The sequence below is a fragment of the Paramesorhizobium endophyticum genome, assembly GCF_014640615.1.
GTDB classification, from domain to species: Bacteria; Pseudomonadota; Alphaproteobacteria; order Rhizobiales; family Rhizobiaceae; genus Paramesorhizobium; species Paramesorhizobium endophyticum.
The window spans coordinates 147,854-168,805 of record NZ_BMHH01000007.1 but is presented as its reverse complement, the minus strand read 5'-3'; the positions used below and the strand labels follow the sequence as shown (position 1 = coordinate 168,805).

Genomic DNA, 20,952 nt, shown 5'->3' with positions numbered 1-20,952 from the left:
CGCCGTGGCGCGGGCAAAGCAGCCAGCGCCCTCAGCGGCAAGGCAGCTCGCGCCCGCCGGCGCCGTTGCCCCAACGCCGCCGCCGCTGCTTAAATCCCCGCGTGGTGGAAAGGCCGATAATCTGACGCTGATCGACGGCGTGGGCGACAAGCTCGAGAAGGACCTCAATAGCCTTGGCATCTTCCACTTCAACCAGGTGTCTGCCTGGACACCGGCCGAAATCGCCTGGGTCAACCGCAAGATCGGTTTCCCCGGTCGCGTCGAGCGGGAGAACTGGGTCGGCAAGGCGGCGCTTCTGGCCTCGGGCGTCCGCACCAATTTTACCAAGCGCGTGGAAGCAGGTCAGGTGAAGAGCAGCCACCGGACGCGAGGCGGCGCGGGAGCGGCGAAGACGTCCGCCCAGGCCTTGTCCTCCAGCGGGCCCTCGACATCGGCAAGTCCTTCTTCATCTCCGCGCACGGTATCACCTTCCAGCGTCACGCGAGCCGTGTCATCGAATGTGACTCGCGCCGCCTCCTCAGCTGTTCAGGCGGCCTCCGCCACCGCGGCCTCTGCGGAAAAATCCATGGCCTCCGCCGCAAAGACCGTCGCCTCCGCCGCCAAATCCGCTACGGCCACCCCCGCCTCGGCCATCAAGGCCGGCGCGGCCAAAGCCTCGACCACCGCCACCAAGTTGGTGACCGGCACATCTGCTCCGTCAGCCAATACAGCGTCGCCTGCGGTGAAGGCTGCCGCTTCCACGGTTACTTCGGCGGTGGTGAAAGCTGAAACGGCGGTGAAGAAAGTCGAGACGGCGGTGAAGTCGGCGACCAGATCCACGGCGCGCAAGCCGACCGGAAAGAAATAAGGGACGAGCGCTCCAATCCCCATTCGTCAACGTCTCCCCTTCGAAGGGGAGACGTATATTTATGAAGCGGTTTTCGGTGGCGGTTCGGCAGGATAGGCTAAGAATTATTCAACCCGAGAATCCACAGAGGCGGGGGCGAAAGGTGCTGCCCCGGATCAAATATTCCGGCTCCCCGGCTTCACCGCCGGTATCGCCGCCAGTTCCGGCGGCAGATCGTCGGGCGCATAGGCAGGCACTTCATATTCCGCGAGCGCGATCAGCCGCGTGCCGACATCCGCTTTCCCCGCCGAGCGGTCGACGATGCAGGCGGCGGCGAGGACTTCGGCTTTCAGGCCCTTCAGACAGTCGATGGTCTCGCGGATCGAGAGGCCGGTGGTGACGATGTCCTCGACGATCACCACGCGCGCGCCCTCGGGGATATCGAAGCGGCGCAGCCGGAACACGCCGTTCTCGCGCTCAACCCAGATCGAGGGGACGCCCAGATGCCGTGAGGTTTCATAGGACGGGATGAGCCCGCCGATGGCCGGTCCCACGACATAATCGATCCGGCCCAGCCCGGCGCCCTTGATCTTCTCGGCCAGCGCCTTGCAGAGCTTCTCCGTCTTGTCCGCATGCATGAAGACGCGCGCCTTCTGGAGGAAGACGGGGCTGCGCAAGCCCGACGTCAGGATGAAATGGCCTTCCAGTATCGCTCCCGCCTCGCGGAAGACGGCAAGCACATCTTCGGTGTTCATGGGTGTTCGTTCCTATGGTTTTGAAATTGAGACGCTGGCGGGACAGTACCCCCCTCTGCCCTGCCGGGCATCTCCCCCTCAAGGGGGGAGATTGCACCTTCATCGTCGTGCGGCACCAATCGCAAACGTCGTAGAATGGGCGCGGAGCATCGCGTCAGCCAATCTCCCCCCTGAGAGGGAGATGCCCGGCAGGCCAGAGGGGGGTGTCCTGCGCTTCCATCAAAGCAGAAACCGCCTCTACCCATTAACCCGCCGCACGTCGCTGACGCAGGCGCTTTCCTTCAATTGGGAGATGATGCGGTTCAAATGCTTCAGGTCCCAGACTTCGATGTCCATGATCATCTCGGTGAAGTCCGGCGCGGTGCGGATCATCGAGAGATTGTGGATATTGGCGTCGTTGCTGGAGGTGACCTGGGCAATCTCGGCGAGCGAGCCCGGCGAATTGATCGCGGTGACGCCGATGCGGGCGGGGAAGCGCTCCTTCATCTGTTCGTCTATATCCCAGCGCACGTCGATCCAGCGCTCCGGCTGGTCGTCATAGGCGGTCAGCGCCGGCGACTGGATGGGGTAGATGGTGATGCCCGCCCCCGGTTGGAGAATGCCGACGATGCGGTCGCCCGGCACCGCGCCCTCCGGCGAGAAGCGCACCGGCAGATCGGCATTGGCGCCGCGGATCGGCAAAGCGCGCTTGCCGCCATTTTCCGGCCGCGCTCTTTCGGCTGCCGCTGCCTTTTCGCCCGCCTCGCCGCCCTCCGGCACCTTGAAGATCATGCCGGCGGCGTTCTGGATGTTGAACCAGCCCTTTTCGCCGCCCTTGGCGGGGCTGTGCAGTGTGGCGCGGGTATCCTGATAATCGGGATGGACGGCCTTCACCACGTCGGTGGAGGGCAGTTCCCCGCGCCCGACGGCGGCCAGCACATCCTCCACATCCTTGCGCGCAAGCCTTGGCAGGCCCTGTTTCAGGCTGTCCTTGGAGAAGGTCTTGCCCGCGCGCTCGAAGGCGCGTTCGAGAATGCGCATGCCAAGGCCGGAATATTGCTTGCGCACCGCCACGCGGGTTGCGCGGCGGATGGCGGCGCGGGCCTTGCCGGTGACGACGACCGATTCCCACGCGGCGGGCGGCACCTGCGCCTTGGAGCGGATGATCTCCACCTCGTCGCCATTCTGGAGTTCGGTCATCAGCGGCATGATACGGCCATTGACCTTAGCGCCCACGCAGCTATCGCCGACATCGGTGTGCACCGCATAGGCGAAGTCGATGGGCGTCGCGCCGCGCGGCAGGGCGATGAGCCGGCCCTTAGGGGTGAAACAGAAGACCTGATCCTGGAAAAGCTCGAGCTTGGTGTGCTCCAGGAACTCTTCCGGGTTGTCGCCCTCGGCCAGCGCCTCAATGGTCTGGCGCAGCCAGGCATAGGCGTTGGTCTCGGTGGAGATGGTGTGCGGGTTTTCCGCGCTGCCGCGATCCTTGTAGATAGAATGGGCGGCGACGCCATATTCGGCGATCTCGTCCATTTCCCGGGTGCGGATCTGCAATTCCACGCGCTGACGCGACGGGCCGATGATAGTGGTATGGATGGAGCGGTAGTCGTTCTGCTTCGGCGTCGAGATATAATCCTTGAAGCGCCCCGGCACCATCGACCAGCTGGTGTGGATGATGCCCAGCGCCCGATAGCATTCCTCCACCGTATCGACGATGACCCGGAAGCCGAAAATGTCTGACAATTGCTCGAAGGAGAGCGCCTTGGTCTCCATCTTGCGGAAGACCGACCATGGCTGCTTCTGGCGGCTCTTGACGGTGGCCTTGATGCCGTTTTTCTTGAACAGTTCGGAGAGATCGCGCTCGATCTTCTGGAGGACGCCGCGGTTCTTCTCCAGCAACTCGGCGAGGCGGTCGGTGATCGCCTTCCACGCTTCCGGGTTGATGTAGCGGAAGGCCAGTTCCTCCAGCTCCTCGCGCATATCCTGCATGCCCATGCGCCCGGCGAGCGGCGCATAGATATCCATCGTCTCCTCGGCGATGCGCAGGCGCTTGTCCTCGCGCATGACGCCAAGGGTGCGCATGTTGTGGAGCCGGTCGGCGAGCTTGACGAGCAGGACGCGCACGTCCTCGGAGATGGCGAGCAGGAGCTTGCGCAGGTTTTCCGCCTGCACCGCCTTTTTGGAGACGAGGTCGAGCTTCTTGAGCTTGGTCAGCCCCTCGACCAGCTTGCCGATGTCGGGTCCAAAGAGCTGGTCGATCTCCTGCCGCGTGGCTGACGTGTCCTCGATCGTGTCGTGCAGGAGGGCGATGGCGATGGTCGCCTCGTCGAGATGCATGTCGGTGAGGATGGCGGCGACTTCGAGCGGGTGCGAAAAATACGGGTCGCCAGTGGCCCGCTTCTGGCTGCCATGCTTCTGCATGGCATAGACATAGGCCTTGTTGAGAAGCGCCTCGTTGACGTCCGGCTTGTAACGCTGGACGCGTTCGACAAGCTCGTACTGGCGCATCATTCGCTCGATCTCCTGCACTCTACATCGCATTTATGCGACGCCAAGCTCCGCCTGGCTGCAAAATGCCCGCACACCCATCGACATACACAAACATGCGCCGCAGCTGGAGAGCAACGGCGCATGTCGAAAATGGTGGAAAAGAGTAAACGCGCGCTGACCGGCGCGCGTACCGCTTGATCAATAGTCGTCGTTCTTTTCCGGAGCGACGAGACCTTCGATACCGGCCAGCAGTTCCTCTTCCGACATGCGGTCGAAGGAGACGATGTCCTCTTCCGCCGCATCGGCGATCTCCACGGCGACTTCCTCGGCATTGCCGGTAAGCTGCGGCTGGGCGGGGGCTTCCGGCTCGTCCACTTCCACATGCTTCTGCAGCGAGTGGATGAGGTCTTCCTTCAGGTCGCCCGGCGAAAGCGTCTCATCGGCGATTTCACGAAGGGCCACGACGGGGTTCTTGTCATTGTCGCGGTCGATGGTGATATGCGCGCCCTGGGAAATCTGGCGCGCGCGATGGCTTGCCAGCAGTACCAGCTCGAACCGGTTTTCAACCTTATCGACGCAATCCTCTACGGTAACGCGGGCCATTGCTGCCCCTTTCATTCTTCTGGACGTTCAACGGGATTCCTTGCCACATAGCGCTTGTGGGGGGAAAAGACAAGCGGAACGGATGTTTGACGATGGCGGGAACAGGACAGAATTTAAAGCGATTGCTACGGTAGGTGAATATATTGCATGCTACCATACGCATATCACAATTTATCGTTGCATATTTGCCCAACTTAGAATTGCTTGGATTTTATGTTCGAGCGGCGTACAAGGGCGGGAAGGCATGGTGAGAGCCATTTGCCTGCCACCACCCATATTTTCAAACCGGGCCCGCCATTTCCATGCAGGCCAAGATGGATATTTGAGGCATGTTCGACTCCCGCGAGAAGCTCGCGCTCTTTATTGACGGTGCCAACCTCTACGCCGCCTCCAAAACTCTGGGCTTCGATATCGATTATCGCAAGCTGCTCAAGGCCTTCCAGAAGCGTGGCTATCTGCTTCGCGCCTATTACTATACGGCGCTGGTGGAAGATCAGGAATATTCCTCGATCCGCCCGCTGATCGACTGGCTCGATTACAACGGCTATCGTGTGGTCACGAAGGCGGCCAAGGAGTTCACCGATTCGACCGGACGCCGCAAGGTGAAGGGCAACATGGACATCGAACTGACCGTCGATGCCATGCAACTGACGGATACGATCGACCATTTCGTCATTTTCTCCGGCGACGGCGATTTCCGCTCGCTGGCGGAGGCGCTGCAGCGCCGGGGCCGCAAGGTCAGCGTCGTCTCGACGCTTTCCACGCAGCCGCCGATGATCTCGGACGATCTGCGCCGCCAGGCCGACCACTTCATCGATCTGGCTTCCCTCAAGGCCGAGATCGGGCGTGATCCTGCCGAGCGCCAGGAGCGCATGGTGCGCCGCCAGGAAGAAGTCGAGGACGAGGATTATTGATGAAGGGGGAAACCCTGTCATCGATAAAATGACGTCCGAGCCTTCACCCGATTGCGCTATCTGCCCCCGACTCCATGCTTTCCTCGCCGAATGGCGCGAAAAGGAGCCGGGATGGCATAATGCGCCCGTGCCTCCCTTTCTGCCCGCTGGAGGAGACGACAGCGTTCGACTGCTGATCGTCGGGCTGGCGCCGGGCCTGCGTGGGGCAAACCGGACAGGACGCCCCTTTACCGGCGATTATGCAGGCGAGTTGCTCTACCGCACCCTGGGTGATTTCGGCTTCGCGCGCGGGACATTCGAAGCACGTCCGGATGACAGCCTCGAGCTCACGGACGCGGCAATCGTCAACGCCGTGCGCTGCGTGCCGCCCGAGAACAAACCGACCGCCACTGAAATCAACCATTGCCGGCAGTTTTTAACACCCGTTATCCGCCGCTTCCCCCATTTGCGTGCCATCGTCACGCTCGGCACCATCGCCCACCAATCTACCATCCGTGCGCTGGGCCAGCCTGTCGCGAAGCACCCCTTCGGTCATGGGCGGGTTAGCACGATCTCCAATCTTAAGGTTTTCTCGAGCTATCACTGCTCGCGCTACAACACCAATACCGGCGTGCTGACGGAAGCGATGTTCCGTGATGTATTTGAGGATGTGCGAAAATATTTGGATAGCGCGCGCTGAACGGCCAATTATACCGGCTTTTCTTGGGAAAAATCTCTGCTACAAAGTACAGGTTCGAGACGGAAGCCAGAATGTGCCGAGGCCAGCCGGCACGGCGGTGAAGAATAGGCTGCACCGCGCACAGGCGAGTGCCTCGCTCTCGAACTACGGAGGTGAGAAATGATGTGGTATCCTATATCACCTATCAGGATCACACTGCAGATACGAAAAACCCGGACGGGCTGGAAAATCACCGTCCGAGTTGATTTCGTAGCATAGCGGTAAAACAGACCCTGGGAGTTAGCGCTCCTAGGGTCACTCCGGAAAGATATGCGAAACGTCGCCAAAATTCAAGCTTGGGGCGGATTTATCCCCGATCGCGCAGCAACCGGGACTTCTCACGATTCCAGTCACGCTGCTTTTCCGTTTCGCGCTTGTCGTGCAGCTTCTTACCGCGCGCAAGGGCCAGCTCGAGCTTGGCGCGACCGCGCTCGTTGAAATAGAGCTTGAGCGGCACCACCGTCATGCCTTCGCGGTCGACCGAGTTCGCCAGCCGCGCCATTTCGCGGCGGTTCACCAGCAGCTTGCGCAGGCGGCGCGGGTCGTGGTTGAAGCGGTTCCCTTGCGTGTATTCCGGGATATAGGAATTGATCAGCCAGAACTCGCCATTCTCGAAGCTCGCATAGCTCTCGGCGATGTTCGCCTGATTGGAGCGCAGCGATTTCACCTCAGTGCCTTGCAGCACGAGGCCAGCCTCGAGCGTATCGAGGATTTCGAAATTGAAGCGCGCCTTGCGGTTGTCCGCGATTATCTTGCGCGCCGGAGCATCGTTCGGCTTGTTCATGACACTTTAAATTGTGAGTAGTGGACAGTGAGATAGAAAAACTGGCTCCTATCTCACTACTCACTACCTCACTATTCTCTCCCTTAATTGATCAGCCCTGCATATTTCATAGCCTGATCGATGCGCTCCGCCGTCGCGGCCTCGACCGGCACCATGGGCGAACGCAGGCTGTTTTCCAGCCGCCCGACGACGCTCAGGGCATATTTGATGCCGGAGGGGTTTGGCTCGATGAACAGAGCCTTGTGCAGCGGCATCAAACGGTCCTGAATGCCGAGCGCCTTGGCGAAATCGCCGGCGAGGCAGGCCTCCTGGAACTCGGAGCAGAGGCGCGGGGCGACATTCGCCGTCACCGAGATGCACCCGACCCCGCCATGGGCGTTGAAGCCCAGCGCTGTAGCATCCTCGCCCGAAAGCTGGATGAATTCGTATCCGCAGGTCATGCGCTGTTCGGAAACGCGCTCGATCTTGCCGGTGGCGTCCTTCACCGCGATGATGTTCTTGTGGTCGCGGGAAAGCTGCCCCATCGTCTCGGGCGTCATGTCGATGACCGAACGACCGGGAATATTGTAGATGACGATCGGCAGCGAGATGGCCTTCGCCACTTCCGAATAATGCGCATAGAGCCCGCGCTGGTTCGGCTTGTTGTAATAGGGCGTAACGACGAGTACGGCATTCGCGCCCGCCTTTTCGGCATGCTGGGCCAGCTCGATCGCCTCACGCGTGTTGTTGGACCCGGCACCGGCGATAACGGGCACGCGGCCCCTCGCTTCCTCGACGCAGACTTCCACGACGCGCTTATGCTCCGCATGGGTGAGGGTGGGCGTCTCGCCCGTGGTGCCGACCGGCACCAGGCCGTGCGTGCCTTCCTCGATCTGCCAGTTCACCAGGGCGCGGAAGGATTTCTCGTCAAAGGCGCCATCTGGTGTGAATGGCGTGACAAGTGCCGTAATGGACCCCTTCAGCATCGGTGAAATTCTCCAGAATCATGCTTGATAATGAGTGGCGGGCGCCCTCAGGCCAAGCGAACAGCCATGGCCTAAAGCGCTGCACCATAGTCTTGCCACAGGGCTGGGGCAAGAGCATTCAACCGAAGTCAACTGGGATAAATCAGGCGAATACGCTAACCTTTCGTTAATCATCTCTTCACCGGGCGGGAATACCATCCGTGCCGTGAATCAAACCGTGGAAAGAGGGGGCGCTGTCATCCATGCGTTCAGCAGTTTTGGCAAAAAATCTCTGGCGTAACGCCCTCTTCGCCGGCTCCGTGATAACGGCGGGGATAGGTTCGGCTGGTGCGGATCCCGTGCTGCCGGAGGGCGTGCCGACCCCTTATGCCCGGCCCTTCGCGGCTACCGCGGTGCGGTCTTTCCCTGCCGTGATCAAGCCCGATCCCCTCACCACCGCCGGCATCGCCCAGCCGGACCAGCCCATCCTCAACGACAATCTCAAGCTCGGGCTCGATGCGCTCTACGGCAAGGATCCGGCAAAGGCGCTGGCGGTCCGCAACGCCATGCCGCCCCAGTCGCTCGACCGCCACATATTGACGTGGGCGATCGGCCTTTCGGGCGCGAACGAGCTATCGAGCGCCGATATCGCCGCCGCGGCCAGGGAGTTGCCGGGCTGGCCGGGCACGGCGGCGCTGCGCCGCAATTTCGAATATGCGCTCGTGAAAGAAAATCCATCGCCGGATGCGGTGATCGCGGCTTTCGGCACGACGCATCCCAAGACCACCACCGGGATGATCCTTCTTGCCCGCGCGCATATGGCCAAGGGCGACAGCGCCAAGGCGCGGCAGATCCTGGCGCCCACATGGCGCGAGGAAAAGCTCGATTTCAAGGACGAGCAAGTCATCCTGCGCGAATTCGGCGCTGTGCTCACCCGGGAAGACCATCAGCGCCGCATGGTGCGGATGCTCTATGACAACCGCATCCAATCCGCTGGCCGCGTGGCGAAGCTGGCGAACGCGCAATTGCTCTACGAGGCCTTCGCCGCCGTCTCGCGCAAGGCGCCCGACGCAGCGAAGAAACTCGCCGCCGTGGATGCCGCATGGCGCGCGGACCCCGTCTATACCTTCGCGCAGATAAAGCATCTGCGCAGCCGGGAGCGCTATACCGAAGCAGCGGAACTGATGCTGCGCGCGCCGCACGAGGCGAGCAAGCTGGTGGACCCCGACGCATGGTGGGTGGAACGGCGCATTCTTTCGCGCGAGTTGCTCGACCTCGGCAAGCCGCAGATCGCCTATCGTCTCGCCGCAGCCCATGCCGCCGAAACACCGGCCATGGCTGCCGAAGCGGAGTTCCACGCCGGCTGGTACGCGCTGCGGGCATTGAAAGAACCCAAGACGGCGATGAAGCATTTCGCGCGCATAGCGGAGATTTCTTCCCGGCCGATTTCAGCCTCGCGCGCCCATTACTGGATGGGTCGGGCGGCGGAAGCGGGCGCGAGCGGCGATGCCAAGGCGCATTACGCCAAGGCCGCGCATTACGGCACGACCTTCTATGGCCAGCTCGCCGCAGCGAAGCTCGGCGAGGCGCGGCTGCAACTGCCTTATCCCAAGCCGACCGCAGCCGACCGCGCGCGGTTCGAACAGCGCCAGGCGGTGCAGGCCATCCGCCGGCTGGAGGCGATCGGCTATGGCGCGCGGGCGGAAATGCTCTACCGCGACCTTTCTCAGGAGCTCGATAGCACTGGCGAACTGGCGCTGCTGGCGGCGATGGCCGAGCGCAACGACAAGCATTATGTGGCGCTCCGGGTCGGCAAGGCGGCGGCGGGCCGTGGGCTCGATGTCGGCGCGCTGTCGCATCCCATCGGCGCGATCCCGGAAAACGCCAATATAAACGGATCGGGCAAGGCTCTCGCTTACGCCATCGCCCGGCAGGAAAGCGAATTCAACGTTTCCGCCGTGTCAGGCGCAGGAGCACGCGGCCTGCTGCAATTGCTGCCCGCGACCGCCAAGGAGGTCGCCCAGCGCGCGGGAATGGCCTATTCCAAGCCGCGCCTTACCACCGACGCCGCCTATAACGCGACGCTCGGCGCGCATTTCCTGGGCGAGCAGATCAACCGTTTCGATGGTTCCTATATCCTCACCTTCGCAGGCTATAATGCAGGCCCGCGCCGCGCCCAGGAATGGGTTGCGAAATATGGCGATCCGCGCGGCAAGCCGGTCGACGAGGTGGTCGACTGGATCGAGCGCATCCCCTACACCGAAACGCGCAATTACGTGCAGCGGGTGATGGAGAATTACGAAGTCTACAAGACCCGGCTACATGGCAAGATGGATATCGAGAAGGATTTGATCCAGGGGCGGAAGTAAAACCGGCTTCGGTTCGTCAGTCCGGGTTCAGATGTCTGACCCGAGGCCACGGACGGAGGCGCAACGGTTCTGTTTCGCGCGGCGCCATGGATGTGCTCGTTCGCCGAGCTTGTCTCAAGCCATTTGATCCCCATCAAAGCTGCTACCATCCGATGATCGTAAACAAATAATCGCAAATGGAAGCGGACGGGGCGAATGTCAGTCACCGCGATCGATAACACCTACATCAAGCGATACGCGGCGCTGGCCGTGCCGCGTTACACCTCTTACCCCACCGCCGCCGATTTTTCGCCGGTAACGCCGGAGCAGCACGCAAGCTGGCTGGCCGATGTGCGGGCGGGTGATGCGGTGTCGCTCTATATCCACGTCCCCTATTGCCGCCAGATCTGCTACTACTGTGGCTGCTTCACCAAATCCGCGATCCGCAACGATATCATCCGTACCTCGGAAGAGACGATCATCGACGAGATAAGCCTCGTGGGCGGCCTGATGCGCGCGCGGCCGAGCGTGACGCGGCTGCATTGGGGCGGCGGCACGCCCACCATTCTGGGCGCGGACGGGCTTCGCCATATCGTCGAGACGCTGGAGCGCTATTTCCATTTCTCGCCATCGATGGAGCACGCCATCGAGCTCGACCCGCGCTATGTGACGCCTGACATGGCGAAAGAGTTGGCTGCGCTGGGCATCAACCGCGCGAGCCTCGGCGTGCAGGATGTGGACGCCACGGTGCAGCGCGCCATCGGCCGCATCCAGCCTTTCGAGACCATCGCCAGGGCGGTGACGAGCCTGCGCGACGCGGGCATCGAAAACCTCAACTTCGACCTCATCTATGGCCTGCCATACCAGACCGTGACGTCATTGCGCGCGACCTGCGAGGCGGTGGCGAGCCTGTCGCCAGACCGGGTTGCCTGTTACGGCTATGCCCACCTGCCGCAGCGCCGCGCCAACCAACGCTTGATCGACGAGCGGGCATTGCCGGGCAGCGTCGAGCGCTTCGAGCAGGCGAGGGCGGTAGCGGCGAGCTTCGCGGCGCAGGGCTACGCGACGATCGGCATCGACCATTTCGCCAAGCCCGGCGATGCGCTTGCCATCGCGGCGGGCGAGGGGCGTCTCCACCGCAATTTCCAGGGCTATACTGACGATAATTGCGAGACGCTGATCGGCTTCGGCCCATCCTCCATCTCGCGCTTCCGCGAGGGATTTGCCCAGACGAAGGCCGATATCGGGCAATATGGCAGGGCCATCGCGGAGGGCAGGCTCGCCACGGCGCGCGGCCATGTCTTCACCGAAGAAGACCATATCCGCTCCGGCATCATCGAACGGCTGATGTGCGATTTCGCCGTCGATCTCGCAAGCGCCGCGCCCTCTCTGGACCTGTCCGGCGAGAAAATGGCGTTGCAGCGCCTTGCCGTCGAGGGAATCCTCCGCCTGGAGGGCAACAGGGTCACCATGACCGAGCGCGGAAGACCCTTCGTTCGCCTCGCGGCGGCGGTGTTCGACGCCTTCCGCGAGGACCATGCGCATTCGTTCAGCGCGGCAGTTTAAGGGAGTGAGATAGTGAGGTAGGGAATAGTGAGATAGTGAGGTAGTGAGCTCGGGCGGAGTCCATTATCTATCTCACTACTCACTACTCACTACTCACTACTCACTCTCTTTTCATCTTCGGCAGGAACACCGTCAGCAGCCCGAGCAGCGGCAGGTAGGAGCAGATCGTGTAGACGAACGATATGCCCTTCGCGTCAGCGACGATGCCGAGCACGGCTGCGGCGATGCCGGCCATGCCGAAGGCGAAGCCGAAGAACAGCCCGGCGATCATGCCCACCCGGCCCGGTACGAGCTCCTGGGCGAAGACGACGATGGCCGGAAACGCCGAGGCGAGGATGAAGCCGATGATGACAGTCAGCACCGCCGTCACCGGCAGGTTGGCGTAAGGAAGCGCCAGCGTGAAGGGCAGGACGCCGAGGATCGAGAACCAGATGACGGCGCGCGAGCCGATCTTGTCGCCGATTGGGCCGCCCAGGATCGTCCCGAGCGCGACCGCGCCAAGGAACAGGAACAGCAGCAACTGCGAAGTTTCGACCGAGACGCCGAACTTGTTGATCGTGTAGAAGGTGTAATAGCTCGTCAGGCTTGCCATATAGGTATATTTCGTAAGGACGAGCAGCACCAGCACGCCGAGCGAAACCACGATCTTGCCGCGCGGCAAGGGCAGCGCCCGCGCCGGGGTGGCGCGGCTGGCGTTGGCCGTGCGGTAGCGAGCATACCAATTGCCGACTCGCCACAGCACGAACATGCCGATGAGCGCCGCGATCGAGAACCAGGCAATGCTGCCCTGGCCGCGCTCCAGCACGATGAACGCCGCCAGCAGCGGGCCCATGGCGGAACCGAAATTGCCGCCGACCTGAAACAGCGATTGCGCCATCCCATGCCGTCCGCCGGAAGCCAGCCGCGCCACGCGCGAGGATTCCGGATGGAAGATCGATGAACCGACGCCGACGCACGCCGCACCGGCCAGCAGAAGCGAATAGTGGTGTGCGAAGGCCAGCACGATCAGCCCGCAGAAGGTGAAGCCCATGGCCACTGGCAAGGAATAGGGCATCGGCCGTTTGTCCGTATACATGCCGATGATCGGCTGCAGGATCGAGGCCGTTATCTGAAAGGTGAAGGTAAGGAGCCCGATATGCCAGAAATCGAGGTGATAATTGTCCTTCAGCATCGGATAAATGGCAGGCAGCAGCGATTGCATCATGTCGTTGAGCAGATGACAGAAGCTGACCGAGAGGATGATGCTGAGCGTCGTCGTCTCGACGGCGGTACTTATGGGCCGATTGGCAGCGGCGGTGGTATCGGTCACGATGGACTCCGGAAATGAAGCGGCATGGCATCCGAAAGCCATGCACGGTAATTTTGCGATTGCCGGGTTTATAGAAATTGCCTGCAACCTGCTTTCGTGCTTTGGTCCATTTCTTTCGAGACTGGGCCAAAACCGATGAAAACGTCATCCCCGGACTTCTTTTCGCTCGACAAGAAAGAGCTGCAAAAGCTGCATGAGCAGCGCATCGCCATGCTGGAGGGAATGCAGGGACCGCTGGTCGCCCTGCCGACCAGATATCCCGATGGCTATTTCGTCCCGTTTCACAAGCATAGCCGCGCGCAGCTTCTCTGCGCCTCCCATGGGGTGGTTCTGGTGACGACGGCGTCCGGGCGCTGGATGGTGCCGGGCGACCATGCGATCTGGATACCGGCGGGCGTGGAGCATTCGGTGGAGATATTGGGCGAGGTGCTTATGCGCTCCATCTACGTCTCCGTCGATGCGGTGGCCGGTGTGCCGGATCACCTCCATGTGGTGGGCCTCACCGACCTGATGCGCAGCCTCATCGATGACGCCACCTCCTCCGACAGCATACCCGAGCCCGGCAGCCGCGACGCGCTGGTGATCGAGTTGATCCTGCGCGATCTGCATACGCTTCCCGAGCGCCCGCTGGGCCTGCCAATCCCGGCGGATTCCCGGCTTGCTGCGCTCTGCCGCCGCTTCGTCGAAAAGCCATCGCCCCACGCCACCATCGATGAATGGGCGGCAAGGCTTGCCATGAGTCGCCGATCCTTCACCCGCATGTTCCAGCGCGAAACGGGCTTGAGCTTCTCGCTCTGGCGGCAGCAAGCCTGCCTCTTCGCCGCCCTGCCGCGCCTTGCCGACGGCGAGCCGGTGACGAGTGTGGCCCTCGACCTCGGCTACGACAGCGTCCCCGCCTTCACCACCATGTTCAAGCGAATGCTGGGCGTCTCGCCGAAGTTTTACGGAAGCCGGGGAGGGCGGGTGTAGAATGAGCTATGCCACTTCCAGAGTCTTTATGCCGCTGACATCGATCTCGCGTTCGGCGTGCCATGTGTCATAGGCGGCCTGCATCCTGATCCAGACGCCGGGACCATCACCGAAGAGCTTGCCAAGCCGCACGGCAATCGCAGGCGTCACGGGCTGCTTCCGCTGAATAATATCGTAGAGCGTTTGGCGCGAAATACCGAGCAGGCGCGCAATCTCCGCCTTGCTCTTGCCGGTGGCCGGAATCATGATCTCTCCCAGCATTTCACCGGGATGCGTGGGCTCAATGGACGAATGACGTAACGTGTCAGCTGCCATGATAATCCTCCAAATCAACATCCGTGGCGTTACCGCCTTCCCATGCGAAAGTGATACGCCAGTTACGAGAGACCCAAATGGCAAAACGCCCAGCTTGGTCCCCTTTCAAGGCATGGAAGCCAAAGCCTGGAGCATTCATCTCCGCAGGATCATGAACTGCGTCGAGGCGTGATAGCACAATACGAATCTTGTTTCGCCATTCTGGCCTAAGCCCGGCGTCATCACCCTTCGTCCAGTACCTTTTCAGGGCCTTGCTTCGAAAGCTTTCGATCATTGCCAGATTGTAAGGCACTTCCTGACATCATGTCAATAAACCCCTTACGACATGACGCGTGTTCATTTGGATGACTATATGCCGCTGCCTTGCTTATTGCCCTGCCGCCAGTTATGAACCTCTCATGCTTTTTCAACGCCGCAAACCAGCAGGTTTCAGGGAACGGCTGCGCACCTGGCTTTGGCCGCGCCGGTCGTTTTCCCGTTCGTTCCGCTATATGGGCAAGCGCCTGATGCGGATCACCGCTTCGCCCCATGCCGTCGCGGCGGGGCTGGCGGTGGGCGTGTTTTCGGCTTTTACGCCGTTTTTCGGCTTCCACATCATCATCGCCGTCATCCTCGCTTGGGCTTGCGCGGGCAATGTGGCGGCGGCGGCGCTTGGCACGACGGTTGCCAATCCGCTGACCATCCCCGTCATATGGGGCGCGACCTTCGAGTTCGGCCGGTTTCTCCTGACAGGCGATCTGTCGTCGGCGGGAATGCCGGATCATCTCGGCCGGTTCCTCCAGCATTTCAACCTGGCCGACATATGGGGGCCGGTCCTGAAGCCGATGCTGTTCGGCTCGACGGTGCTCGGGCTTGCCTTCGCGCTGGTGGTCTATGTGGCCGCGCGCTGGGCCACCGCCGCTTTCCGCCGCAAGCGGCTGGAGCGGCTGAGGGCGAGGGCCTGCGCGGCATGATCATCGGCATCGGCAGCGATCTCATCGATATCCGCCGGGTCGAAAAGACGCTTGAGCGCCATGGCGAGCGCTTCACCCACCGTATTTTCACGCAAGTCGAGCAGGCGAAATCCGATGCCCGCGCCCAGCGCGCCGCCTCCTATGCCAAGCGCTTCGCCGCCAAGGAGGCCTGCGCCAAGGCGCTCGGCACCGGCATGTCGGACGGCGTGTTCTGGCGCGACATGGGCGTGGTCAATCTGCCCTCGGGCAAGCCGACCATGAAACTGACGAATGGCGCGGCGGCGCGGCTTGCCCGAATTTTGCCGCCCGGCCACATAGCTGCCATACATTTGACCATTACCGATGATTTCCCTCTGGCGCAGGCGTTTGTGATCATAGAGGCGCTGCCTTCGTCCTGACATTTACCAATCCTCAGGCATTCGCATAGGCTGGATTGCTTCACGCAATTGTAACGGCTAATAAAACGCGGTTAGTGCAATCGGAGAACTGATGAGCGTGTCCGACAAGAGCGAAGCGAAAAAATCCGGCGGCTTCGGGGAAACCCTTGGCGTCGTCGTGCAGGCCCTGATCCTCGCGCTGATCATAAGGACGTTCCTGTTCCAGCCGTTCAGCATCCCATCGGGCTCGATGCGGCCGACGCTGCTGGAGGGCGATTATCTCTTCGTCTCCAAATTCTCGTATGGCTATTCGCATTTCTCGCTGCCCTTCTCGCCGGACCTGTTCTCCGGCCGCATCTGGTCGAGCGAGCCGAAGCGCGGCGACATCGTCGTCTTCAAGCTGCCGAGCGACCCCTCCGTCGATTACATCAAGCGCGTCGTCGGCCTGCCGGGCGACCGCATCCAGATGCGCCAGGGCGTGCTCTACATCAATGATGTGCCGGTCAAGCGCGAGAAGATCGGCGAGATCAATAACCCCGATATCACCGAGCAGAATCGCCCGGTCGAGGTCTATCGCGAGACGCTGCCCAACGGCGTCAGCTACGACACGCTCGAACTCGCGCCCAACTCCATCGGCGACGACACGCGCGTCTTCGAGGTGCCTGCCGGTCATTATTTCATGATGGGCGACAACCGGGACAATTCGCTCGATAGCCGTTTCACGGTCGGCTACGTGCCGTTCGAAAATCTCGTCGGGCGCGCCAACATCATCTTCTTCTCCATCGCCGGGGGCGCGAGCCCGCTGGAAATCTGGCGCTGGCCGGCGGATCTGCGCCTGAGCCGCCTGCTCACTTCGGTCAACTCCGAGCCGCCACTCAAGCTTCTGGAAACCGAGTAGGCATGACGGGCAAGATCGATATTGCGCGATTTCTCGAGGAAAAGACGGGGCACAAGTTCAGCGACCCCGCGCGGCTCGAGCGGGCATTGACCCATGCGAGCGCGCGGCAGCAGGCCGGCGCGAATTATGAGCGGCTGGAATTCCTGGGCGACCGCGTTCTGGGGCTGGTGGTGGCGGAAATGCTGTTCGCCGCCTTTCCGAAAGCCGCCGAGGGCGAATTGTCGGTGCGGCTCAACGCGCTCGTCAATGCCGAGACCTGCGCCGCCATCGCCGACGAGATCGGCCTTCATGCGCTGATCCGCACGGGTGCCGACATCAAAGCGCTGATGACGGAAAAGCGCCTGATGAATGTGCGCGCCGATGTCATCGAGGCGCTGATCGCCGGCATTTATCTGGAAGGCGGGCTCGATGCGGTCCGTCCCTTCATCCGCCGCTACTGGGAGCCGCGTTCGCGCGAAACCGAAGCAGGCCGCCGCGATGCGAAAACCGAATTGCAGGAATGGGCGCACCAGCAGAAGGGCGCCCAGCCCCGCTATGTCATCAAAAGCCGCGTCGGGCCGGATCACGATCCCCAGTTCACCGTTGAGGTGACCGTGACGGGCTTCGATGCGGCTGTCGGGATCGGGCGATCCAAGAGAATCGCGGAGCAGAACGCTGCCGCCGAAATATTATACCGCGAGGGCGTATGGCAGCGCCCGGACGCGGAAGAAGGAATAGAATGACCGAACCATCCATCCCGCAGGGCGATAATGATGGCCCGACGCGCTCCGGCTTCGTCGCGCTCATTGGTGCGCCGAACGCGGGCAAGTCCACGCTCGTCAACCAGCTCGTCGGCACCAAGGTTTCCATCGTCACGCACAAGGTGCAGACGACCCGCGCGCTGGTGCGCGGCATCCTGATCCAAGACCGCACCCAGATCGTGCTCATCGACACGCCGGGCATCTTCCGCCCCAAGCGCCGGCTCGACCGCGCCATGGTGACGACCGCCTGGGGCGGCGCGCGCGACGCCGACCTTGTGCTTGTCATCATCGACGCGCAAGGCAGGCTCAACGAGGAGGCGGAAGCCATTCTCGCCAGCCTCAAGGATGTACGCCAGCCCAAAATCCTTGTCCTGAACAAGGTGGACCGGGTCGATCCGCCCTCGCTTTTAAATCTCGCCGCCAAGGCGAACGAGAAAATCCACTTCGAGCGCACCTTCATGATTTCGGCGCTGACCGGCTCCGGCTGCAAGGATCTGCGCGACTATCTCGCCAAGGCGCTGCCGGTCGGCCCGTGGTATTATCCGGAAGACCAGATTTCCGATATGCCGATGCGCCAGCTCGCCGCGGAAGTGACGCGGGAGAAGCTGTATCTGCGTCTCCACGAGGAGCTGCCCTACGCCTCGACCGTTGAAACGGAGCGCTGGGAAGAACGCAAGGACGGCTCGGTGCGCATCGAGCAGGTGATCTATGTCGAGCGCGAGAGCCAGAAGAAGATCGTGCTCGGCCACAAGGGCGAGACGGTCAAGGCCATCGGCCAGGCCGCGCGCAAGGAGATCGCGGAAATGCTGGAGCAGCCCGTGCACCTCTTCCTCTTCGTCAAGGTCCGCGACAATTGGGGCAACGACCCCGAGCGGTATCGGGAAATGGGGCTGGAGTTTCCAAGCTAGGGAATAGTGAGATAGTGAACAGCGAGATAGAAAAACATTCTTCCTCCACTATCTCACTACTCACTATTGCACTATCTCACTAAACCATGGAATGGCGCGATGAAGGCATCATCCTCGGCACGAGGCGGCATGGCGAGACGAGCGTCATTGTCGAATTGATGACCCGCGCCCATGGGCGGCATTTGGGGCTAGTGCGGGGAGGGCGCTCGCGCAAGCAGCAGCCTCTGCTGCAGCCCGGCAACTGCGTCGATGCGCTATGGTATGCCCGGCTAGATGAGCATATGGGCACGTTCCAGATCGAGCCTTTGAGCTTCGCCGCCGCGCGCCTGATCGAAATGCCGGTGGCGCTCTACGGCATCCAGCTCGCCGCCGCTCACTTGCGCCTCCTGCCCGAGCGCGACCCGCATCCCGGCCTGTACGAAACGCTCGGCCTGATGATCGAGCATTTCGACAATCCGATGGCGGCCGGGGAGCTTCTCTTACGCTTCGAGGTGATGATGCTGGAGGAACTTGGCTTCGGCCTGGACCTGACCGCCTGCGCCGCGACGGGGAGCCGCGAACACCTCGCCTATGTCTCCCCGAAATCAGGCCGCGCCGTCTCTCGCGATGCCGGAGCGCCCTACGCCGACAAGCTGCTGCCCCTGCCGGAATTCGTCTCGGACACCCGCGTCCGCGCCCATTCCCTCGCCGAAATTGACGCAGCCTTCCGGATGACCGGCTATTTCCTGATGCGCCACGTCTGGGAACCCCGCGCCTTGACGCCCCCTGAAGCGCGGGCGGGCTTCATGGCGGCGTTGGGGAAGGTGGTGGCGTAGCGGGGGGCTCGAATTGAAATGTTGGCGGGGCGCTGTCCCGCCGACATTTGTTATCTCGCGTTCTTAACGATATTGCGCTACGCTAACGGCACAAAGCTTGAGTTCAGAAGGCTCTGGGCATGCCTCTTTTTGAACTATACGCCTTTTTCGGTGCGCCATTGATCGTTTTTGCGATAGGCTTTGGCGTTTCCTACTTCACCAGGCCCAAGGACCGGGTGTACAACAACAAGCCGCATCGCTCCCGCTAATCGCCCTCACTCCGCCGCCTGCAACACCGGCCTTTCCACCGCGCGCTCGCGAATAGGCCAATGCACCAGCGCCGCGAAAAGTCCGAGCACCACGCCAAACCACCACACCGGATCGTAGGAACCGAAGCGGTCGTAAAGATAGCCGCCCAGCCAGACGCCGAGGAACGAGCCGATCTGGTGCGAGAAGAAGACGAGTCCGCCCAGCATCCCCAGATAGCGCGTGCCGAACATGATCGCGACGAGCGCATTTGTCGGCGGTACCGTCGAGAGCCAGAGCAGCCCCATCAGGCCGGAGAAGACCAGCACCGACATTCCCGATTGCGGCAGCAGCAGGAACGCGGCGACGAGCACCGAGCGCGCCAGATAAAGCAGCGAGAGGAAAATCGGCTTCGACGTCTTCTGGCTGATGATGCCTGAGGCGAGTGAGCCGATGATGTTGAAGAAGCCGATCAGCGCCAGCCCCCACACGGCATAATGCGGCTCGATGCCGATATCGGCGATATAGGCCGGGAAATGCGCGGTGATGAAGGCCACCTGGAAACCGCAGACGAAGAACCCGGCGGTCAGCAACAGATAGCTTTTATGCCCCAGCGCCTCGCGCAGTGCTGCGCCGATGGACTGCTTGTAGGCATCCTGTGCAATGCGCCCGCTCGACGAATTGCCCCTGAGCGGCACCGCCAGCACCGGGATGATCAGCATGGCGATGCCCATATAGACCAGCGCATCCGACCAGCCGAAGCGCTCGATTAAACCAAGGCTGATCGGCGCGAAGACGAACATGCCCGCCGACCCCGCCGCCGTGCCGAGCCCGAACACGAAGGTGCGCTTTTCCGCCGGCACATTGCGCGCGAAGGCCGAAAGCACGATGCCGAACGAGCCGGCGGCAACGCCGAGGCCGATGAGAATGCCGCCGCCCATATGCAGCCAGAGCGGCGCGCTGGCATGCGCCATCATCAAAAGCCCGCTCGCATAGAGCAGCGCCGACATGACCAGCACCCGCCATGTGCCGTATTTATCCGCAATCGCGCCGAAAAAGGGCTGCCCCGCGCCCCAGAACAAATTCTGCAGCGCCATGGCGAGGCCGAATGTCGTGCGGTCCCAGCCCTTTTCCGTCAGCATCGGCAGCTGGAATATGCCCATGGCCGAGCGTGGGCCGAAGGTCATCAGCGCAATCAGGCAGCCCGAGGCGATGATGAGCAAGGGCAAATGGTTTTGCTTCGCGGCGGAGGCAGAGGAGGAAGCCATGGGATGATTCCTGCATCAATCGGAAGATGTGAATGTACCCGCTGCAATCGATCATTCAAACGAATTGGTTTGAACCTTCATTCACTGAATTTGATGTTGCATTTGCCCCTCACCCTTACCCTCTCCCCGCGCGCGGGGAGAGGGGGACACGGACGTTTCCGCCTCGTTCTTCTGCCAGATGCAGGGGAAAAGGACGAAGACGCAACGTTGATGTCCCCCTCTCCCCGTAATTCACGGGGAGAGGGTAA

21 protein-coding genes are annotated in these 20,952 nt (G+C 61.8%); 12 read left to right on the top strand and 9 right to left on the bottom strand.

Annotated elements, in window-relative coordinates:
- Positions 1–4: 4 nt before the first annotated feature.
- Positions 5–847 carry a helix-hairpin-helix domain-containing protein gene (locus tag IEX53_RS10905; RefSeq protein WP_188824191.1) on the top strand — a complete coding sequence of 281 codons (843 nt, stop codon included), beginning with the start codon at positions 5–7 and terminating at the stop codon, positions 845–847.
- A gap of 155 nt (positions 848–1,002) precedes the next feature.
- Here IEX53_RS10905 and pyrE read toward each other — a convergent pair whose 3' ends face one another.
- The 3 genes from pyrE to rpoZ all read right to left on the bottom strand — a co-directional run bounded on the left by pyrE (position 1,003) and on the right by rpoZ (position 4,653).
- Positions 1,003–1,581, bottom strand: a complete 579-nt coding sequence (pyrE, locus tag IEX53_RS10900; RefSeq protein ID WP_188824190.1) for an orotate phosphoribosyltransferase — start codon at positions 1,579–1,581, stop codon at positions 1,003–1,005.
- Positions 1,582–1,818: 237 nt separating this feature from the next.
- A complete protein-coding gene (locus IEX53_RS10895; RefSeq protein WP_188824189.1) occupies positions 1,819–4,071 on the bottom strand; it encodes a RelA/SpoT family protein in 2,253 nt (750 codons plus the stop codon).
- 177 nt (positions 4,072–4,248) lie between these two features.
- Positions 4,249–4,653, bottom strand: coding sequence for a DNA-directed RNA polymerase subunit omega (gene rpoZ, locus IEX53_RS10890; protein WP_188824188.1), 405 nt, complete (start codon positions 4,651–4,653; stop codon positions 4,249–4,251).
- Between the two features lie 329 nt (positions 4,654–4,982).
- On the opposite strand from rpoZ, the gene IEX53_RS10885 reads away from it, so the two are divergent.
- Positions 4,983–5,567: a LabA-like NYN domain-containing protein gene (locus tag IEX53_RS10885; RefSeq protein WP_188824187.1), complete on the top strand. Its 585-nt coding sequence runs from the start codon at positions 4,983–4,985 to the stop codon at positions 5,565–5,567.
- Positions 5,568–5,595: 28 nt separating this feature from the next.
- On the top strand, positions 5,596–6,246 hold the full coding sequence (locus tag IEX53_RS10880; protein WP_188824258.1) for a uracil-DNA glycosylase: 651 nt from the start codon (positions 5,596–5,598) through the stop codon (positions 6,244–6,246).
- Positions 6,247–6,592: 346 nt separating this feature from the next.
- Here the strand turns inward: IEX53_RS10880 and smpB are convergent, their stop codons facing one another.
- Together smpB and dapA are read right to left on the bottom strand one after the other, a co-directional pair.
- Complete coding sequence (gene smpB / locus IEX53_RS10875; protein ID WP_188824186.1) at positions 6,593–7,069, bottom strand: SsrA-binding protein SmpB; 477 nt, start codon at positions 7,067–7,069, stop codon at positions 6,593–6,595.
- Positions 7,070–7,152: 83 nt separating this feature from the next.
- Positions 7,153–8,034: a 4-hydroxy-tetrahydrodipicolinate synthase gene (dapA, locus tag IEX53_RS10870; RefSeq protein ID WP_188824185.1), complete on the bottom strand. Its 882-nt coding sequence runs from the start codon at positions 8,032–8,034 to the stop codon at positions 7,153–7,155.
- A gap of 242 nt (positions 8,035–8,276) precedes the next feature.
- Here dapA and IEX53_RS10865 point away from each other — a divergent pair, with 242 nt between their 5' ends.
- Both IEX53_RS10865 and hemN read left to right on the top strand, forming a co-directional pair.
- Positions 8,277–10,382: a lytic transglycosylase domain-containing protein gene (locus tag IEX53_RS10865; protein ID WP_188824184.1), complete on the top strand. Its 2,106-nt coding sequence runs from the start codon at positions 8,277–8,279 to the stop codon at positions 10,380–10,382.
- A gap of 210 nt (positions 10,383–10,592) precedes the next feature.
- Positions 10,593–11,927, top strand: a complete 1,335-nt coding sequence (hemN, locus tag IEX53_RS10860) for an oxygen-independent coproporphyrinogen III oxidase (protein WP_188824257.1) — start codon at positions 10,593–10,595, stop codon at positions 11,925–11,927.
- 100 nt (positions 11,928–12,027) lie between these two features.
- On the opposite strand, the gene IEX53_RS10855 is transcribed toward hemN, so the two are convergent.
- On the bottom strand, positions 12,028–13,236 hold the full coding sequence (locus tag IEX53_RS10855; RefSeq protein ID WP_373288626.1) for an MFS transporter: 1,209 nt from the start codon (positions 13,234–13,236) through the stop codon (positions 12,028–12,030).
- A 135-nt stretch (positions 13,237–13,371) separates the two neighbouring features.
- On the opposite strand from IEX53_RS10855, the gene IEX53_RS10850 reads away from it, so the two are divergent.
- Entirely contained in the window at positions 13,372–14,205 is an 834-nt protein-coding gene (locus IEX53_RS10850; RefSeq protein WP_188824182.1) for an AraC family transcriptional regulator, read from the top strand.
- Between the two features lie 6 nt (positions 14,206–14,211).
- Here the strand turns inward: IEX53_RS10850 and IEX53_RS10845 are convergent, their stop codons facing one another.
- Both IEX53_RS10845 and IEX53_RS10840 read right to left on the bottom strand, forming a co-directional pair.
- Positions 14,212–14,520, bottom strand: a complete 309-nt coding sequence (locus IEX53_RS10845; protein WP_188824181.1) for a HigA family addiction module antitoxin — start codon at positions 14,518–14,520, stop codon at positions 14,212–14,214.
- Positions 14,510–14,812 carry a type II toxin-antitoxin system RelE/ParE family toxin gene (locus IEX53_RS10840; RefSeq protein WP_210311638.1) on the bottom strand — a complete coding sequence of 101 codons (303 nt, stop codon included), beginning with the start codon at positions 14,810–14,812 and terminating at the stop codon, positions 14,510–14,512. The genes IEX53_RS10845 and IEX53_RS10840 overlap by 11 nt, the downstream gene beginning before the upstream one ends.
- 106 nt (positions 14,813–14,918) lie before the next feature.
- On the opposite strand from IEX53_RS10840, the gene bspA reads away from it, so the two are divergent.
- The 6 genes from bspA to recO all read left to right on the top strand — a co-directional run bounded on the left by bspA (position 14,919) and on the right by recO (position 19,211).
- Entirely contained in the window at positions 14,919–15,473 is a 555-nt protein-coding gene (gene bspA, locus IEX53_RS10835; RefSeq protein WP_188824180.1) for a type IV secretion system effector BspA, read from the top strand.
- On the top strand, positions 15,470–15,871 hold the full coding sequence (gene acpS, locus IEX53_RS10830) for a holo-ACP synthase (protein ID WP_188824179.1): 402 nt from the start codon (positions 15,470–15,472) through the stop codon (positions 15,869–15,871). The genes bspA and acpS overlap by 4 nt, the downstream gene beginning before the upstream one ends.
- A gap of 91 nt (positions 15,872–15,962) precedes the next feature.
- Positions 15,963–16,748 (top strand): signal peptidase I, encoded by a 786-nt coding sequence (gene lepB / locus IEX53_RS10825; protein ID WP_188824178.1) that lies wholly within the window; start codon positions 15,963–15,965, stop codon positions 16,746–16,748.
- 2 nt (positions 16,749–16,750) lie between these two features.
- On the top strand, positions 16,751–17,470 hold the full coding sequence (rnc, locus tag IEX53_RS10820) for a ribonuclease III (protein ID WP_188824177.1): 720 nt from the start codon (positions 16,751–16,753) through the stop codon (positions 17,468–17,470).
- Positions 17,467–18,396, top strand: coding sequence for a GTPase Era (era, locus tag IEX53_RS10815; protein ID WP_188824176.1), 930 nt, complete (start codon positions 17,467–17,469; stop codon positions 18,394–18,396). The genes rnc and era overlap by 4 nt, the downstream gene beginning before the upstream one ends.
- Before the next feature lie 86 nt (positions 18,397–18,482).
- On the top strand, positions 18,483–19,211 hold the full coding sequence (recO, locus tag IEX53_RS10810; RefSeq protein ID WP_188824175.1) for a DNA repair protein RecO: 729 nt from the start codon (positions 18,483–18,485) through the stop codon (positions 19,209–19,211).
- 254 nt (positions 19,212–19,465) lie between these two features.
- Here recO and IEX53_RS10805 read toward each other — a convergent pair whose 3' ends face one another.
- Positions 19,466–20,704, bottom strand: a complete 1,239-nt coding sequence (locus IEX53_RS10805; RefSeq protein WP_188824174.1) for an MFS transporter — start codon at positions 20,702–20,704, stop codon at positions 19,466–19,468.
- Positions 20,705–20,952: the final 248 nt, after the last annotated feature.

Coding starts and splice junctions, on each gene's coding strand:
- pyrE (WP_188824190.1), bottom strand. CDS start 1,581: ATGAACACCGAAGATGTGCTTGCCGTCTTCCGCGAGGCGGGAGCGATA.
- IEX53_RS10895 (WP_188824189.1), bottom strand. CDS start 4,071: ATGATGCGCCAGTACGAGCTTGTCGAACGCGTCCAGCGTTACAAGCCG.
- rpoZ (WP_188824188.1), bottom strand. CDS start 4,653: ATGGCCCGCGTTACCGTAGAGGATTGCGTCGATAAGGTTGAAAACCGG.
- IEX53_RS10885 (WP_188824187.1), top strand. CDS start 4,983: ATGTTCGACTCCCGCGAGAAGCTCGCGCTCTTTATTGACGGTGCCAAC.
- IEX53_RS10880 (WP_188824258.1), top strand. CDS start 5,596: ATGACGTCCGAGCCTTCACCCGATTGCGCTATCTGCCCCCGACTCCAT.
- smpB (WP_188824186.1), bottom strand. CDS start 7,069: ATGAACAAGCCGAACGATGCTCCGGCGCGCAAGATAATCGCGGACAAC.
- dapA (WP_188824185.1), bottom strand. CDS start 8,034: ATGCTGAAGGGGTCCATTACGGCACTTGTCACGCCATTCACACCAGAT.
- IEX53_RS10865 (WP_188824184.1), top strand. CDS start 8,277: ATGCGTTCAGCAGTTTTGGCAAAAAATCTCTGGCGTAACGCCCTCTTC.
- IEX53_RS10850 (WP_188824182.1), top strand. CDS start 13,372: ATGAAAACGTCATCCCCGGACTTCTTTTCGCTCGACAAGAAAGAGCTG.
- IEX53_RS10845 (WP_188824181.1), bottom strand. CDS start 14,520: ATGGCAGCTGACACGTTACGTCATTCGTCCATTGAGCCCACGCATCCC.
- bspA (WP_188824180.1), top strand. CDS start 14,919: ATGCTTTTTCAACGCCGCAAACCAGCAGGTTTCAGGGAACGGCTGCGC.
- acpS (WP_188824179.1), top strand. CDS start 15,470: ATGATCATCGGCATCGGCAGCGATCTCATCGATATCCGCCGGGTCGAA.
- lepB (WP_188824178.1), top strand. CDS start 15,963: ATGAGCGTGTCCGACAAGAGCGAAGCGAAAAAATCCGGCGGCTTCGGG.
- rnc (WP_188824177.1), top strand. CDS start 16,751: ATGACGGGCAAGATCGATATTGCGCGATTTCTCGAGGAAAAGACGGGG.
- era (WP_188824176.1), top strand. CDS start 17,467: ATGACCGAACCATCCATCCCGCAGGGCGATAATGATGGCCCGACGCGC.
- recO (WP_188824175.1), top strand. CDS start 18,483: ATGGAATGGCGCGATGAAGGCATCATCCTCGGCACGAGGCGGCATGGC.
- IEX53_RS10805 (WP_188824174.1), bottom strand. CDS start 20,704: ATGGCTTCCTCCTCTGCCTCCGCCGCGAAGCAAAACCATTTGCCCTTG.